Raw genomic sequence first — 15,727 nt, 5'->3', positions numbered from 1 at the left:
TATAAATAGATTTTAGTATATGATGAATTATGATTTTGAGTTATGCAAGTAGAGACATTAACATCATTCGAAATAAAAAAAATTTATAAATAAAAATTAACTGGTACTAGGACGAATAAATTAGGGAAAAGAGTATTTAAAGGTCTTACGAAGTGATGATAAAGTAGAAATAGACATTAAAATGTATGAAAGTAAAGACTCTCGATTAAGGAAATTACAGAAGCGGATAGAATTTTCAGAGTAAGTGCAGGACAACAGAAACGGATAGATAACATTTGATGGGGTTATGTACCTTGAAATTCTTTTTTTAGTAGTTTTTATAAGTTATTCCAATTATTTATTACATTTCTCATTCATATATAATGTAAAAACCCATTGCTAAAGCAATGGGTTTTTACAAAAGATTTTATTATAGTTTACTAATTATAACTTTTGACTAATTACAACATCACGTGTAATAGATTTTGCGCCATCTGGAAGCATTGCTGATTTTTTTGGAGTAAGAACAGATTTTGCAGAATCAGTATCATTACCATATTGAAGTTGTAAAAGTTCTATTCCTGTATCAGTTTTATAAGGCTTAGTGACAGGGTAGCTGCTCTAGTCCGCAGGACTTTTCCCATTAAAAGTAAATAGGGAGATTCATACTATGATGTAACTGTACTTTCTGTGGCATTCTCTTTTTTTAATTGCCTCTTTGCTCTGATTAATGTACTTTTTGAAATACCCATTTTTTCTTCCACTTCTTTGTAGGAATGATTATGTAAAAGAAATAAGGCATGTTCTATTTGTTTCTTATTATATTTCTTTGGCCGCCCTTCTTTAAAATTAGGATTTAGCTTTGCGATTGCTTTTCCTTCTTGCGTACGTTCTACAATCATATCTCTTTCGAATTCAGCAAATGCGCTCATTACATTGAATACAAGCCTACCTGTTGGTGTATCTTCAACTAATCCCATATTGAGTATATGAACCTTTACACCTTTTTCAAATAGCGTTCTAATTATATGTATCGCATCAACGGTTGAACGTGCAAAACGATCTAGTTTTGTCACAACAAGCATATCCCCTGTTTTTAATATAGATAATAATTCCTGAAACTTTGGACGATCTGTTTTTGTTCCAGTAAACTTTTCAGAATAAATTTCTTCACAGCCTTCATTTTGCAATGTTTGAATTTGGGACCCCAGGTCCTGGTGTAATGTACTTACGCGTGCATAGCCATATTTCATAAAAATCGCTCCTATTTCCCCGTAACTTTAGACCTTAAGTTATGACACCTGTCTACATACTGATATTACAGCACTTCAAAAACAGAGTCAAAACTTAAAAGTTATGACTCTGTTTGTACAAGAATGATAACTTTTAAGCTACTTGTAATTTAATTGGTATTCTTTGATTCATATTTAATTTAAAAATTCCATATGGATTCACATGATGATAAAATAACGGGGTTAAACCTCGGAAATCTTCTATTGTCATTTTTTTCAACCAATATTGTTGGTTATCGTATAGAATTTCTTGTACCATTAAGGTATTCATATAGACCAAACAATTTTGAAGTAGCTGTAGTGATAAGGCCGATACTTCTTGATCCTCTAGTGAATTGGAGCGTAATTCACTATTTTTCCCATAGAAAATATAAGTAGTTACTGAATTCCATTGCTCTACAGTATTTAGTCCTTCTTGAATTTCTCTACGAATATCTTCGGAGTGTAAATATTCACATAAAAAAATGGTTTTCATTGCTTTTCCAAGTTCACATAATGCTAAATATGTTGGATGTTTTGTATCCCTTGTGAATCGTTTTAAAATAGATTCAGCAGAAGCTGTTCCCAGTCTTAGGGCAGTCGCAAACTTAACAATTTCTTCATATTGTTGTTGAATAAGATCCCAGTTAATCGGTCTACTTAAAACAGGATGTAACTGAGGGTATTCTTCGTTCATCCCAGCTTCAGGACGATACAATTTTTGAGAACCAATATTCTTGAAACGTGGCATAAGTTTGAAGCCTAACAGATGACAAAAGGCAAATGCAATCACACTTTGCCCATGCGTATCTACATAGTTTCGATCAATTTCCATATCTGTGCAGTGGCGCAATACACCTTCCATCATTGCAGCTACTTCAGAAGATAAACAAGATTTAATTTGAGAATACACACATGCAGAATTTCGATCTGTGTGCCAATAAATCATAATTCCATGTTTTCTATAACGAGGATGCCATTCTGTTAGTAGGTTTTGATCCCAAGCGCCATAATGTTTAGAATCCGAGGCACAAGCAGTGGTAGCTTCTCCCCATACATTTTTCTCTCGATGATTCATAATTTGATTGATTACTTCTGCATTCGCTTTTCTTAAATGATCTTTATGTATAAATTTCTGACGCATATATCGAAGCTCTCGATAATTATCAATGGGGTTTCCAGCAGCTACTGCTTTTAACCCAGTGTTTGTTCCTAATCCAAATAAACAAAGAAGTAAACGACGTTGAATCGTTTCTGAATCTAATATTTCTCGGTTAGCTGTAGTTTTAAAATGTTTGGTGAATCCTGTATGAAAGTCTGTTTCTTTTAATAAATCTAATAAATTAATATCATTCCATCTATTTTTAACTTCTTGTTTAATAGTTGGTACAAGTGGAGGCTCCAGTTGTTTATCAAGGGGAGTAACTTGGATCCATCCTTTATTACTTTTGGTAGTAATCACTATTTTTTTATTGCTTTGACTCTCTAATCCTTGATGAAGCATTTGTAGTTTTTCTTTCATTAACTGCTTTATATTTTCAATAAAAGGCTTCACATCAAGTGGTATCTTTAATGCTTCAAAATATTCTTCCTTATTTTCTTCAAAATCTTGTGGAAGATCTTCATCCGGGTTACGATATCGATTTGCTCCTTCAATCCAAATTTCTTTACACCGAAGCTGCGTACGAAGAGATTGAATGACTGCAATTTCATAGTTAATTCGATTGACTCTTTCAACTCCCTGACTATCCGCTTCGATAATGATATTTTTCCATTTAGGTTGAATGACACCCTCAATTGGAACAGTATCTTCAATTGCAAAATAACGTTGGCCACTTTCTTTATATTCTCGGATAAGTTGAATAGCTTCAATTACAGGTTGATGTAATTGGTTATTAGACCGGAAGGTAAGATTCATCAAAATATCAATAAATGTCCGTCGATAGTGTCCGCCATAAGAAGCATGCATCCTAGTATAAATTTTTTCTTTATATTCACGATCATTTTTTGTCATCTCTTTTATTATATCTTGAATTGTGTTAGCGCTAACAATTGGAAATAGGGTATCTTGAATAATCCCTTCGGGATGTTCTACAGTTGCTTTTAATAAGCTTATAATATGTTTATTTTTTCCTTTTACCCGTTCCAATTCTGTAATGGCTTCTTTCCGAGTTGTATTTTTAGCTCTATTTTTGATTTTAAGTGTAATTTCATCTAATAAATCTGCTAAAGAATCAATGACTTTCCCATATTGGTGTGAAAAAAGGATAGCTAATAATGTATAACGAATGTGGGACGGATGCGCACGTAATTCTGTTACAGTTTCTGTTGCTGCGCGGAAACGATATTTCTTTTCTAACTTTGGAGGTAAATGCTGAAATAGTCTAGGAGGAATTTCTAATCGTTGGATGGCTAACAGTTTTTTTAATTCTGTTTCCATAGTATTTACACTCGGTTTACATGCAGACGATAAAAGATATCGAAAAGATAACTGATTTGAATTTGTTTTTTCATACATGATGTCTACAATTTCTAAATCCTCATTTGATTGCACAGCTAACAATGCATCTAATCGACAACAAGTTTCAGCGGATAAATGTTCGGAAATTGTATAATATAAATCTTTCTCATACGTATCAATAGCGGAATGAATCATTCGTTTTAAACTACCTTTAGAAGGTGGTTCTACTTTCCATTTGCGAAATAAATGATAAGCTTGATCAGATAAATCTTCCATATCATGTGTAAGTTGTACTTGTTCTTTTAGCCATTGTATCAATTGGAGATTATCTTTTGAAGTGATCTCTCTGAAACCAAAGAGATCACGAATGATTTTTCGATGATCTGTATAACTTCTTTCTTTTCCGCCCCATTTATAATGTTCAAAAAAATCTTCAGGTAAAGCATCTATTTGATGTGCTAAATGTTGCACAATATCTTTCGAGATATCTTGTTTTTCGCTTGGAAAACGAGCTTCCTGTTGAAAATATTTTAGTAAGACAGCAAATCCCAGACGATTGGCGTTTGTTTTTTTACTCAATACTAAATGACGTTCATTTGGTAACAGCATGTAGTTCTCTAATAATTCTTCTTCAGTCCAACTTTTTTTCAATATTTCCCCTCATCTCATTACGTTTATTTAATAAATAGTATAATTGAGAGAGAGCATAACCTTCAAGAACACCCTGTTTTACTATTAATGGAAAAAGTCCTGCGGACTAGAGCAGCTACCCTGTCACTAAGCCTATAAGTGATAGTTAATTGGCTATGTGGAGGGATTTCCAATGTGTCTCCACCAAATTCAACAGCTGTAGATAATTGATTTTGTGTTTGTACGCTTTTAATGGGTTCTTGTTTCTCAGCAGCAAAAGTCATGGAAGGAGACAGTAACAGAGATGAACCTAATACAGCCATTGGTGCTAAGGTTGCTAATTTTTTGTGAATTTTCATGTATATTCCTCCTGGATTATGTAGTTAGAAAAAAATTTTCATACACCAATTATATAGGGTGGGATTTTATATCAACAGAAATAAAATGTACTTTTCTTCTTATTTAATATTTCATATCAGGATGACTTTGTCTAAATCCTCGAATTTTTGGAGTAAACTAATGTAACTTAGAAGTTATACCCAATTTCAAAAAGTACCATGTTAAGGGCAGTAACTTCATAAAAATCACATTAATTAAGAATCTAAATATCAATGTCTCATTAATCGAAGTTTATATTAATAAAAGGTCCGTTTCTGTGACAGCGCAAGTATTTTCTATAAGTGAATGTAACTACTCAGCTTCTTCAAATAAAAAAACAGGCCAAATACATGTTTCCGATTCGAAAACATGAAAAGAAAATACTCCAATCAGAGAAAGAATCTATGCCAAATAGAGAAATTCTCTTATGAAGTCGTGTTATTCCAAGGAACCGTTCTAGTTTCTATGACTTGGTTTATCGCTTGTAAGACCGATTGTTTTTGTTTTTTCATGGTACTCATAAAGCTTCGTATCTGACAAAAAGATTCTGCGCCTTTCTTACTTCGGAAAGTCCCAGACACTTTCTGTTTTACTTTCGTCATCCGAATATCCCGTTCTGCTTGATTGTTATCAAATGGAATGGCTGGATGTTCTAAAAACGCTAGAATTCTGTCAGAATACTTGACGAAGCGATTCCATAAATTTTGAGAAGGCGTCTGCTTTCCTTTCTTCTTTTGTTTCGTGGAAAGAATCTGTTGTTCTTTCAATATGGATTGATACATAATAAACAGATTCTTTTGCGTCGCTTTTGGCATGGTACCTTCGGATTGCTTTTTCATCGTCAACGCTTGCGTTAGAAATTTCTGCATCTGTTGTGCCCATTGTTCTCCAGTACTATCTATAATTCCTTGTAAATCTCGTAAGAGATGGGCATTACATAAAACGTGACGACAATCTGTATACGCATCATACGATTTCCAACCATCATGCATCGCAATTCCAGAAAAAGATGGCAAGATTTCTCCAGCATCCATTGCTTCTTTTCCACGTTTTTGATGAATATGTTGCAATGTCACCTCCGGTGTACTGGCAGTATGTAACCATTGTGTTTTGTTTTCTACACGCATACCAGTTTCATCAAAATGGACAACAGGAGACTGCAGAATCTTTTCCTTTACTTCTTTTATGAATGGCTGCAATTGAGAAGCGAAAGCCTGTGTATGATTTACCAGGGTTCCTTCGCTTATAGAATGTCCAAAACAATCCTGAAAGAATTCTTTTGTTCGCTTCAAAGAAATGCATTGATAATGCGTTAAATAGGGAATCAGTCTTTTTATATTTGGACCATATTGAACAGGACGAGATACTGTCGAAGGAAATTGGGCTTCTTGGATAGAATGGCAATGTGGGCATTCTTTCTGTTCTACTTTATGTTCTGTCACTTCGATCTGAATAGGTGGTAAGTCATACACTTGGCGAATGCGATACCCTTTTACAGGCTCGTGGTTCAAGGAAGTATGACAACAAGTACAATATGTAGGAGAATGTGTAATCGTATGATCTGGAGTCGCTGTCAAACCAAGAGTATGTCCCTTGTGGCCCAACTGGCCACCCGTTTGACGATGAGACGGTTTGCGCAAACTTTTTGTAACGGGCTTACCCAAACCATCTGTAGAAGGTGGCTTATGACTATTTTTGGAGTTTTTTTTTGAAGCATTTTCTAGTTCTTGTATACGTTTTTCTAACTTAGAAAATGTTTCTTCAAATAAAGAAATAACAGCTTCAGGTCCTTTTTTATATGTATCTAAAATAATTTTTCGATCGACCATAAGATTCACCTCCCCTGTTTGATATACTCAGTATTTACAAATGGGAGGCATATGAAACTAGTAAAATTTAAAAAAGACACCGAAAGGTGGCTGAGTAGTTACAAGTGAATTTAGAAAATTTAAGGTTGATACCCAAAAAAATGGATAATGAATGTATTCTAGCACAATCTTTCGCACAGTGGTGTTGGATACTTTTGTTCTCTCTTGTGAATAGAAGGCTTCACTTTTCAAATGACCAAAGAAACTTTCCATGACGGCATTATCATGACAATTTCCTCTCCAGGACATGCTGGTGATAATGCCATTTTCTTTGGCATACGCTTGAAATTTCTTCGCTGTATAAATACTTCCTTGATCTGAGTGAATGAGGACATCTTTTACTTTTCACGTCCTCATTGCTTGTTTTCATGTCTGCATCGCTAACGGCGGTGCTTGAGAATCGATGATGACATAACTAATAATTTCACGATTAAAGGCATTCATAATCGTTGATAAATACAAGGTCCGTTCTCCAAATAATAGATATGTTACATCCGTAAATCACTTTTGATTTGGTGCGGATGCATCGAATTGACGTTCCAATCGATGAGGGACTACAACTGGTTCCGCACCATTGCTATATTTCTTTTTCTTCCGACGAACTTTGGAGAGAATATGATTTTGTCTCATGATTCGTAATCAACCTCACTTTCATCCCATGCCTAAAGACGATAGGCTTTCTCGTTTGGGAAGGGTTGTAAGAATAAAGTTAAAATGAAGAAAGGAAATACTTATGATGGCAAATGGTTTTTCTTTTTATGTGTGTACCATAAAAAGTTAAAATAATATGAGAGAGCATATATAATTATTTTGGAGCATAGGAGTATAATAAGTGTATTTAATAATGTATATGCTATATAAATAATATATAGGAGTTTTTCGTATGGTTATATATGGTAAAATATTAGCTTGGAGAATATATCAAGAAGAAATCATATTTGGAATAAATTATGAAGATAAAGTGATAGAAATTTGTTGTTATAAGCATAAAATTTTAAATTTCGAACAAATTAATGAAGGAAAATATATATTACTAGATAAGGTAACAAACGAGGTTTTTATTATATGAATAATAAATGAGTTTTCTAAATTTGAAGTAAAGGAATATTTAGCAAAATAGTATGATGCAAATTTAGAAAAGTTATTGTAAAAACATCATAAAATTTCATTACCAAAGGGATGGGAGTTTTCTTATCATATTTATATGGTATAAGTAAAAAATAGAAATAAATTGATATTAGATTAAATTAAACAGATATTCATTATTGAGATAATATATAATAACCATTGTTATATATAGATGGTGTATATCCAGATGTTTATAGAATAATAGAAGAAATTTCATCACTTTCGTTACTAGATATATGTAAAAAAGGGGAGAGAACAAAATGAGAGAGAATAGATTAACAGAAGAGTCTATTTGTATACGTGAAATAGAAGAAAGAGATATTGAATTAATACGAAATTGGAGAAATCAAGATAAGATAAGACAATATTTTTTAAATCAAAATTATATTACAGAACAACAACAACAACAATGGTTTCAAATGTATAAACAAAAAAAAGATGATAAGATGTTTATTATTGAAAAATCAGGAGCAAAGAATACAAGAATTGGAGCGTTTGCATTTTATTATATAGATTTACATAAACACACAGCTGAATTTGGAAGATTAATGATTGGAGAAGAATCTTTTGTTGGAAAGGGATTTGGAAAACAAGCAGTTATTTTGGCATGTAAATATGCGTTTGAGCAACTAAATATAGAAGAAATATATGTATATATATTAACCCATAATACAAAAGTGATACAATTGCACAAAGATATTGGATTTGTAATAGAAAAAAAGAATGGGAATGAGAATACGACTTATATGGTAATAAAAAAACAATATGGTATAAATCTTTCTTAGTTAAAAAATAGGGGCTTTGAAATAAAATAACAATACATCATATGATATGCTAGAATTTTCAGAGTAAGTGTGAGACATCAGATAGATAATATTTTATGGATTTATCTGATGGACTAGAATAGCAGCCATATAATTAGTTCGAAAAGTGGCTTGTTTTGGGGAATTGCTAAGATAGGTGATAGGGATAGGTACCTTGGAATTCTTCTTTCAGTACTTTTTTATAAGTTATTTCAATGGTTTACTACATTTTTAACTTATATACACTGTAAAAACCCCATTGCTAAAGTAATGGGGTTTTTACAAAAATTTTTATTATATTTTACTAATTACAGCATCATTTGTAATAGATTTTGCGTCGCCTGTAAGCATTACTGATTTTTTTGGAGTATGAACAGATTTTACAGAATCAGTATCATTGTCATATTGAAGTTGTAAAAGTTCTATTCCTGTATCAGTTTTATAAGTGATAGTTACTAGACTGTGTGGAGGTATTTCAAATGTGTCTCCTCCAAATTCAACAGCTGTAGATAATTGATTTTGTGTTTGTACGCTTTTACTGGGTTCTTGTTTCTCAGCAGCAAAAGTCATAGAAGGAGATAATAACAGAGATGAACCTAATACAGCCATCGGTGCTAAGGTTGCTAATTTTTTATAAATTTTCATGTATATTCCTCCTGAACTAGTGTAGTGAAAAAATCTTTCATACACTAATTATATAGGGTGGGATTTTATATCAACAGAAATAAAATGTACGTTTCTTCTTATTTAGTATTTCATATCAGGATGACTTTGTCTAAACCCTCGAATTTTTGGAGTAAACATATGCAATTTAGAGGTTATGCTCAATTTCAAAAAGTGTGATTTTATGACACGGTTAAAAGTATAACCTATGTTTATTTGTCATTAAAGAAAATGACTGTACAAAAATAGAGTGCCAAAGTTATTAGCTGTTGTACCATGAGCAGGTATGCTTAGATCGTTTACTCTAGCGCCAACAAATTCTTAAATAAACACCAAGCAACGAAACAAGATGTTAAAGCAAATTTTTTAAATTGGTTTAAATCAGGGGAATGAGAAAGTTACTTTTAAAAAATCTTTCAAAATATATACATGAAATTGACATAATGAAAAACGTTCAATTTTTAGCTACCCTCGGGTCCGGGTGTCGGGGATTTTGGAAAAAAACACCCTATATTCAACTACACTATATCAAGAATATTTACCATAAGACTTTCCCTAAGATATGATCTATTGGAATTGGTCCAATTTCTCTGCTATCTTTGCTATTATTACGATTATCTCCCATTACAAAAATATGATTTGGAGGAACGACCCATTGGTCCTTTATAAGAGAATTCATCGGTTCTTTTATATAAGGTTCCTTTATTTTTTTGTGATTTCGATACACATAGCCATCTTTAATTTCAATGCTGTCGCCGGGTTTTCCTATGACACGTTTTACATATATGCTTTTATTTGTATCCCCTGTAAACATAGCGATTAAGCCAATATCAAGAATTTGATTTTGAAGGGTTTCTGCTTTTCCTAATTGACTATCAATTATAACGATGTCGTTATAATCAGGTTCTGCTGAAAAAGTATGTACGATCTTTGAAACAAATAGTAATTCTTGATTGGAAAGCGTTGGGTCCATAGAATGTCCTTCAACTCTATATGTTTGAAAAATAAACATATTGATAACCACAGTAAAAATAAAAGCTACTATTAAAATGCCAAACCAACGGCCAAATTTTTTCATGTAAGAACTATCCTTTCTTTTGCTGTATAATTCATACTGTTTTGTCATCTAAAAAAACAATAATGTGAGGAAAAGTATCTTTGTTCACATTATAGCTACATATGTGCTTATGACAAGGATCTTATAGCGTGAGGTACAATATAAGATCCTTGCTATTCAGAAATATGCGCGTTACTTATATCACAATCCTGGCGTGATTGGATACTTTACTAGATTACCACAATAGAAGCTACTATATACAACATTTTAATACCTTTACCAAATTTAATACCTTTACCAAATTGTTCTGGTGCAAAGAAGATTGGATAGAAATGAAGACACCAAATTACCTAAGGGAATTCAGTGTTATGCGAAGGATTCAAATAAAGTTGTAAATATGAATGGTAAGGAAATGAATGGATTCTAAATCAAGTGTATACTCGAATACAACAGAAAATATGCTGTACAAGATTCACATCATCAATGATTGTTTTTAGAGAACATCCACTCCCTAAAAAGAATAAAATATATTCGATTAAAATACTTTTTACTATAAGCCCAAGACATATTTAGAATTTCTTTCATAAGAATACCTCCATCAACGGTATATTGCTATGTGAGTTGCATTTACTAAAATTGATGCACAAAGTGCTTAAGTTGATGTGGCGACAGATAATTAACAGGGGTATTTGCTAAGTACTGTTGTTATATAGATAGTCAGAAAGATGGATTGGCTTTTCAAGGTGCCAATCCATTTTTGTATTTAATAAAAGGAGTCTTCGTATTTTATAGCCAACAGTATTAGTCAGTTGCTGTTTTTTTATCATTTTTCTTGATTCATATAGGTTTGTACGACATGTAATAAAAATTCTTCTTGCCTCATGCCAGCATCGGCGGCCATTTGAATTACTTTTTGTTTAAATTCATGAGTAGCATGAAAACTTAGTGCTTCTATATTACTTTTAAAGTAAACCCCTTCTACATGTGGAAGAATCATGCCAGAATTCATATGTGCATGTAAATACTTAAGCTCTTCTTGGAATTGCAAGGGGTCTACTTGTAAAACAAAAGGTTTAATTTCTAATTTGATAGTATCTGGTGTAATATTTAATCGCATATTTGTGGCACCAAGTTTTTTATAAAATAAGTTAATTAAATTATAAGTGATGGAATTAAATAATTGCGGCTTTTTAAATGTAAAAGATAAATATCCTCGCTTCGTAATTACGGTTTGTTTCGGGAGAATTTCGAAGGAGTACTCATGTTCTTTATAAGTGGATAGAGGAAAAACCTCTTCATCCTCTGTGAGAATTTTACCATCATTTCCATTGATTTCTATTACCCTCGCTGTTTTTTCGGTATGTATATGTCTTAATAATTGATATAAATATATATCTTTATCGTAAATTTTAGTAAGGAATGTTTTTCGTTCTTTTGTTTTAACTTTTTCATAATCAAGCATAAAAATTTCTAGTTCCTCTTCATCAATTAGATATACTTGTTTTCCACGTTTTTCTATCATTTTCGCAGGTAATTTTCCGGATTTGATGTAGGTAAAGATAGTGGAAGGTGCTACATTAAGAATTTCAGCTGCTTCGGTTGTACTAAGCCCCTTAAGCTCTGCTGTATTTTTTAGGCGTTCAATATCTCCCAAATAGAAAATCTTACTACCAAATTGTTTCCAATTATCTTTATATACACATTCTATTAATCCATCTTTTTCTTTTTTTAATATGGTCTGTACAGTTACTCCTAATAAATCTGCTGCCTCTTTTGTTGTCACAGTAGGTTTTGTAATGAACAATAAATCTTCTGTCATAAAAGACCTCCTTAATTGTTGTTTAATGATGGATACATTTTATATATATTATATCAAAAATTTATTTGTATTTAAAACTTTAAAAAATATTTTTATAAAATAAATAACTATTTACAAGTTATAAATAGTTAAGATTATCTTTCCATCTTAATTATATTTATATGTGAAGTTAATAATATGATTGCTGTAAAAATATAATCATTAATTACATATAGACATCTATTTACTAACAAATTATAAAAAAATATAAGTATAAGGTAATGGAGAAGAATATAGGATTCTTACAGAAATAATAGTAAATATCATTTGTATAAATGATATAAGTAAAATAAAATAATGATTATAGGTAATAAACTAAATTATGTTTATAATCTTTAGTAAGAAAGGAAAATTTAACATATGAATAATACAAATGAAAAAGACAATTTATTTATCATAAACAATCAAAGTAATTATATTGATAGATATATAGAAAATATAAGAGATATCATTCCATTTTTACATAACAAGGGTTATATAGATAAAGTAGAAGAGAAGATGGAAGTTGCAGAGAAAGAGGGAAAGAGTAAATATACGTATGTAAGTGACCTGGAAGTGATTTATCATTTCGTACATTTACAAAAAGATATGGATGAGAAGAAGAATAGGAAAGAGGATACAAAAAAGAGTTATATATCTGAAATCCTGTCGTTTTGTCAGTGCATGGTTCAGCATGCAGAAGAATTCGAATTAGATGGGGAAGAGGTACAGAAAACAGACTCTTTATTAAAAACATTACAGCCTTGGCATATTCGTAAGTACAATACATGGTTGAAGCAGGTAGAGAATGGTCGAAACGGTAACACCTATGCGGTCGCAACACTTGCAAAGAAAACAGTGCTTATCCGTTCTTTTCTAAAACACCTTCATATATTTTCTTATATTGCAAAACCACTTCATGAAGAACTACAGCGTGCAAATGTAAATGAACAAGATCGACCAAACCGAGATTTATCTTATGATGAAGTTATGAAAATTTTAGGATTTTATAAAGAGAGAGGGCATGTAATTAACTATACAATTTTATTGGCTCTCGCAAGTACTGGTGCAAGAATTCAAGAATTGTGCAACGCGAAAGTGAAAGATTTACATTATGACGGAAAGTACTGGTTAAAAGTCACTGGAAAAGGGGATAAAGTGCGTGAACTTTTCATTTCGGAACATTTATATCAGTGTATTTGTGAAATGAGGCGGAGAAGAGGGTTCCACACTGTATTGGATAGAGGAGATGAAAGGTCTTTATTTATAAATCAAAGGGGGAAGTCTTATAATTCGAAAACGTTATCAAATCAGGTAACAGATATGATCAAAAAGACAAACCTAGAGTTTCTACTGTATCGTGAAAATCCTGTAACGGCGCATACATTCCGTCATGCTTTTGCAATTATGGCAGTGGAACAAGGGCAGGCAGATCTGTATCATTTAATGCAAACGTTGGGGCATGAAAATATCCAAACCACAAAAATTTATTTAGAGAAATATATGAAACGGAAAAATAATGTGGGCGCTTCATTTGCAGATATGTTGCAATGAAAAATAAATCAAACGGACATGATGAGGGATAGATAGTATCTCATTTCTCATTTTAGCTAAGTAGACGCCTTACCAGGACCATCTTCTAAGGGAGAGTAGGCAGCTATTTTGTATACAATTACTTCCTATCTTTATGGAGTAGTGAAGTATTATAGTTTCAACTTATGTATATTCTGGAAATGATTTCTACTATCTGCCTGCTACTCAAACTCTTTTTAATAATAAAATCTATGTCGTTGAGCAAAAACATCTTGTTATTAAGATAGTGCTAGAAGTTCAATTTTTCGTTTTATTTGTGAGTCCTATAAAAATATAGGAAAAGCTAAAAAAAAGACTTTGTCAAAGGTTTATTTTTGTCTCTTCGTCCTCTTCTTTGATTAGTATAATTAGAAAATAATCAATCTTTCATGAGAAAGAGTCCCAGAATACTTTGCATCTTTGATTACAGCCGAAAATGCGCCCCTCTTTAATATTTTTGAATTTCCTGTATCACAATATTTTTTAATCATTATATTTTCCATAAAAAAGGTTGTGTGAAAATGAAACAAAATTTTTTTACAAGCAAGTATACCTCTCAATTTTCTTGCATTGGTTCTAAATGTGAAGACAATTGTTGTCAGGGGGATTGGGGTGTTTTTATAAGCAAAGAAGAATATGAAGGATATCAAAAGTTGGATAGTGAAAACGCAACTAATCTTTTACAATATATGGAGAAAAATGATAACGCTATATCAAATGGTGCGTATGCGACAATACAATTTAATTCTGCGGGGAGATGTTCATTTTTAACCGAGGAAAAATTGTGCCAAATCCAATTAGATCATGGACTGCATACGTTATGCGATACCTGTAAAACATATCCTCGAGTCATACAGAAAGTCCAGCATAGCTACTATGAAACATGTCATCTTTCTTGTCCTGAGGTAGCACGGTTAGTTTTGTTGGCTAACACGCCATTTGATTGGATTACATCGATAGATAGCAATCTGAAGACCACGTTTGTAGGATCATCTGATATTGACAGAAATCTAAATTATGTAAAAAAAATGCATAAACATATCACATATTTTCTCACACAAAAGGAATATGCGTTAACACAACGAATTCGGTTAATTGGGATATTTGTGAACAGATTTTGTCATGCACTTCAAAATAACATAGGTACGAATAAAGCCATGAAATTAGCACAAAAACAAATAAATATCGACTTGAAAAACAAAAACGAAAATATGTTCGACCTTAAGATATCTCTGCTATTACATGTTATTCTAAAAATAGAAAATGCTTTGCAGTCACATGATGTTTCACCACGGTTTGAAGAATGTTTACAACTTTTTAAAGAAGGTATGAAAATCAAACAAGGGGAGACCGTTAATCAAAATGACTTCCTACAAATATATAAACATAATTATGATGCGTATTACCAACCATTTTTTACAAAACATGAACAGATGTTAGAAAATTATTGTTCTTATTATTTTCAACACCAGCTCTTTCCATATGATGGTAATATACTTGCGAGAAATTTTTTAATATTTAACATAGAATTTTCAATTTTAAAACTTATTCTAGTAGGTATCTCTGCGTCACATATAGGATTAAATGAGGATATTATCATTCAATTATTCCAAAGTTATTCTAAAATTTTTCAACATTATCCTGGATATAAAATTGAATGTATTAATAAATTACATGATGAACTATTAAATTATACGACAGGCTATTCGCAAATACTTAATATCTTGATTAGCGAATAAATGTGGATGTAAAAAAAGATGTCTGTAGGCATCTTTTTTCTTTCATTTCTCGATAGAAAGTTAATAAGTTAGATTTTTTCAAAAGTAATCGCATGAGTTGTGGAAACAGATAAAAGTCAAGTCGACTTCTGCGTGATACTTTCTAAATGTAACGGTTTGACACTCCCACAACAGACCATATAGGTTCGTGGGCTACGGTACTGTGACCATACCGTACAGATTGTTCGTTCTCAAATGTTTTTACGTCTTTTGCATGACTATACATAAAGTATACCATGGTTTGCTATGCAAAAACGATCCTTTCATCCCACGTCTAAAGACGGACTAACGTCTTGCGTGGG

11 protein-coding genes and 1 pseudogene are annotated in these 15,727 nt (G+C 32.0%); 4 read left to right on the top strand and 8 right to left on the bottom strand.

Annotated elements, in window-relative coordinates; translation table 11 throughout:
- Positions 1–647: 647 nt before the first annotated feature.
- The 5 genes and pseudogenes from MHH55_RS31695 to MHH55_RS31675 form a co-directional block, all read right to left on the bottom strand.
- Positions 648–1,232, bottom strand: a complete 585-nt coding sequence (locus MHH55_RS31695; protein WP_078187806.1) for a recombinase family protein — start codon at positions 1,230–1,232, stop codon at positions 648–650.
- Between the two features lie 133 nt (positions 1,233–1,365).
- A complete protein-coding gene (locus tag MHH55_RS31690) occupies positions 1,366–4,320 on the bottom strand; it encodes a Tn3 family transposase (RefSeq protein ID WP_445661833.1) in 2,955 nt (984 codons plus the stop codon).
- A 104-nt stretch (positions 4,321–4,424) separates the two neighbouring features.
- Positions 4,425–4,700 (bottom strand): hypothetical protein, encoded by a 276-nt coding sequence (locus tag MHH55_RS31685; RefSeq protein ID WP_078188242.1) that lies wholly within the window; start codon positions 4,698–4,700, stop codon positions 4,425–4,427.
- A 444-nt stretch (positions 4,701–5,144) separates the two neighbouring features.
- Positions 5,145–6,548, bottom strand: a complete 1,404-nt coding sequence (tnpC, locus tag MHH55_RS31680; protein ID WP_100910632.1) for an IS66 family transposase — start codon at positions 6,546–6,548, stop codon at positions 5,145–5,147.
- A gap of 144 nt (positions 6,549–6,692) precedes the next feature.
- Positions 6,693–7,226, bottom strand: a pseudogene (locus MHH55_RS31675) (IS3 family transposase); the annotation flags it as partial.
- 244 nt (positions 7,227–7,470) lie between these two features.
- Between MHH55_RS31675 and MHH55_RS31670 the strand changes: the two are divergent.
- The gene (locus tag MHH55_RS31670) at positions 7,471–7,656 is read left to right on the top strand and encodes a hypothetical protein (protein ID WP_340882143.1); all 186 of its coding nucleotides are present in this window, start codon (positions 7,471–7,473) and stop codon (positions 7,654–7,656) included.
- A gap of 319 nt (positions 7,657–7,975) precedes the next feature.
- Positions 7,976–8,500: a GNAT family N-acetyltransferase gene (locus tag MHH55_RS31665; protein WP_078188026.1), complete on the top strand. Its 525-nt coding sequence runs from the start codon at positions 7,976–7,978 to the stop codon at positions 8,498–8,500.
- 312 nt (positions 8,501–8,812) lie between these two features.
- Here the strand turns inward: MHH55_RS31665 and MHH55_RS31660 are convergent, their stop codons facing one another.
- The 3 genes from MHH55_RS31660 to MHH55_RS31650 all read right to left on the bottom strand — a co-directional run bounded on the left by MHH55_RS31660 (position 8,813) and on the right by MHH55_RS31650 (position 12,057).
- Positions 8,813–9,163 carry a hypothetical protein gene (locus MHH55_RS31660; RefSeq protein ID WP_078188025.1) on the bottom strand — a complete coding sequence of 117 codons (351 nt, stop codon included), beginning with the start codon at positions 9,161–9,163 and terminating at the stop codon, positions 8,813–8,815.
- Positions 9,164–9,719: 556 nt separating this feature from the next.
- Complete coding sequence (gene lepB / locus MHH55_RS31655) at positions 9,720–10,259, bottom strand: signal peptidase I (RefSeq protein WP_078188024.1); 540 nt, start codon at positions 10,257–10,259, stop codon at positions 9,720–9,722.
- 802 nt (positions 10,260–11,061) lie between these two features.
- Positions 11,062–12,057, bottom strand: a complete 996-nt coding sequence (locus MHH55_RS31650; RefSeq protein ID WP_078188023.1) for a helix-turn-helix domain-containing protein — start codon at positions 12,055–12,057, stop codon at positions 11,062–11,064.
- Between the two features lie 399 nt (positions 12,058–12,456).
- On the opposite strand from MHH55_RS31650, the gene MHH55_RS31645 reads away from it, so the two are divergent.
- Entirely contained in the window at positions 12,457–13,629 is a 1,173-nt protein-coding gene (locus tag MHH55_RS31645; protein ID WP_078188101.1) for a tyrosine-type recombinase/integrase, read from the top strand.
- Between the two features lie 539 nt (positions 13,630–14,168).
- The gene (gene fliB / locus MHH55_RS31640) at positions 14,169–15,386 is read left to right on the top strand and encodes a flagellin lysine-N-methylase (RefSeq protein WP_340882134.1); all 1,218 of its coding nucleotides are present in this window, start codon (positions 14,169–14,171) and stop codon (positions 15,384–15,386) included.
- The last annotated feature ends 341 nt before the right edge of the window (positions 15,387–15,727 follow it).

This window comes from Bacillus sp. FSL K6-2944 (assembly GCF_038005385.1).
GTDB lineage: Bacteria > Bacillota > Bacilli > Bacillales > Bacillaceae_G > Bacillus_A > Bacillus_A cereus.
The sequence above is the reverse complement of the archived record's forward strand: the minus strand, read 5'-3'. Positions and strand labels throughout refer to the sequence as shown.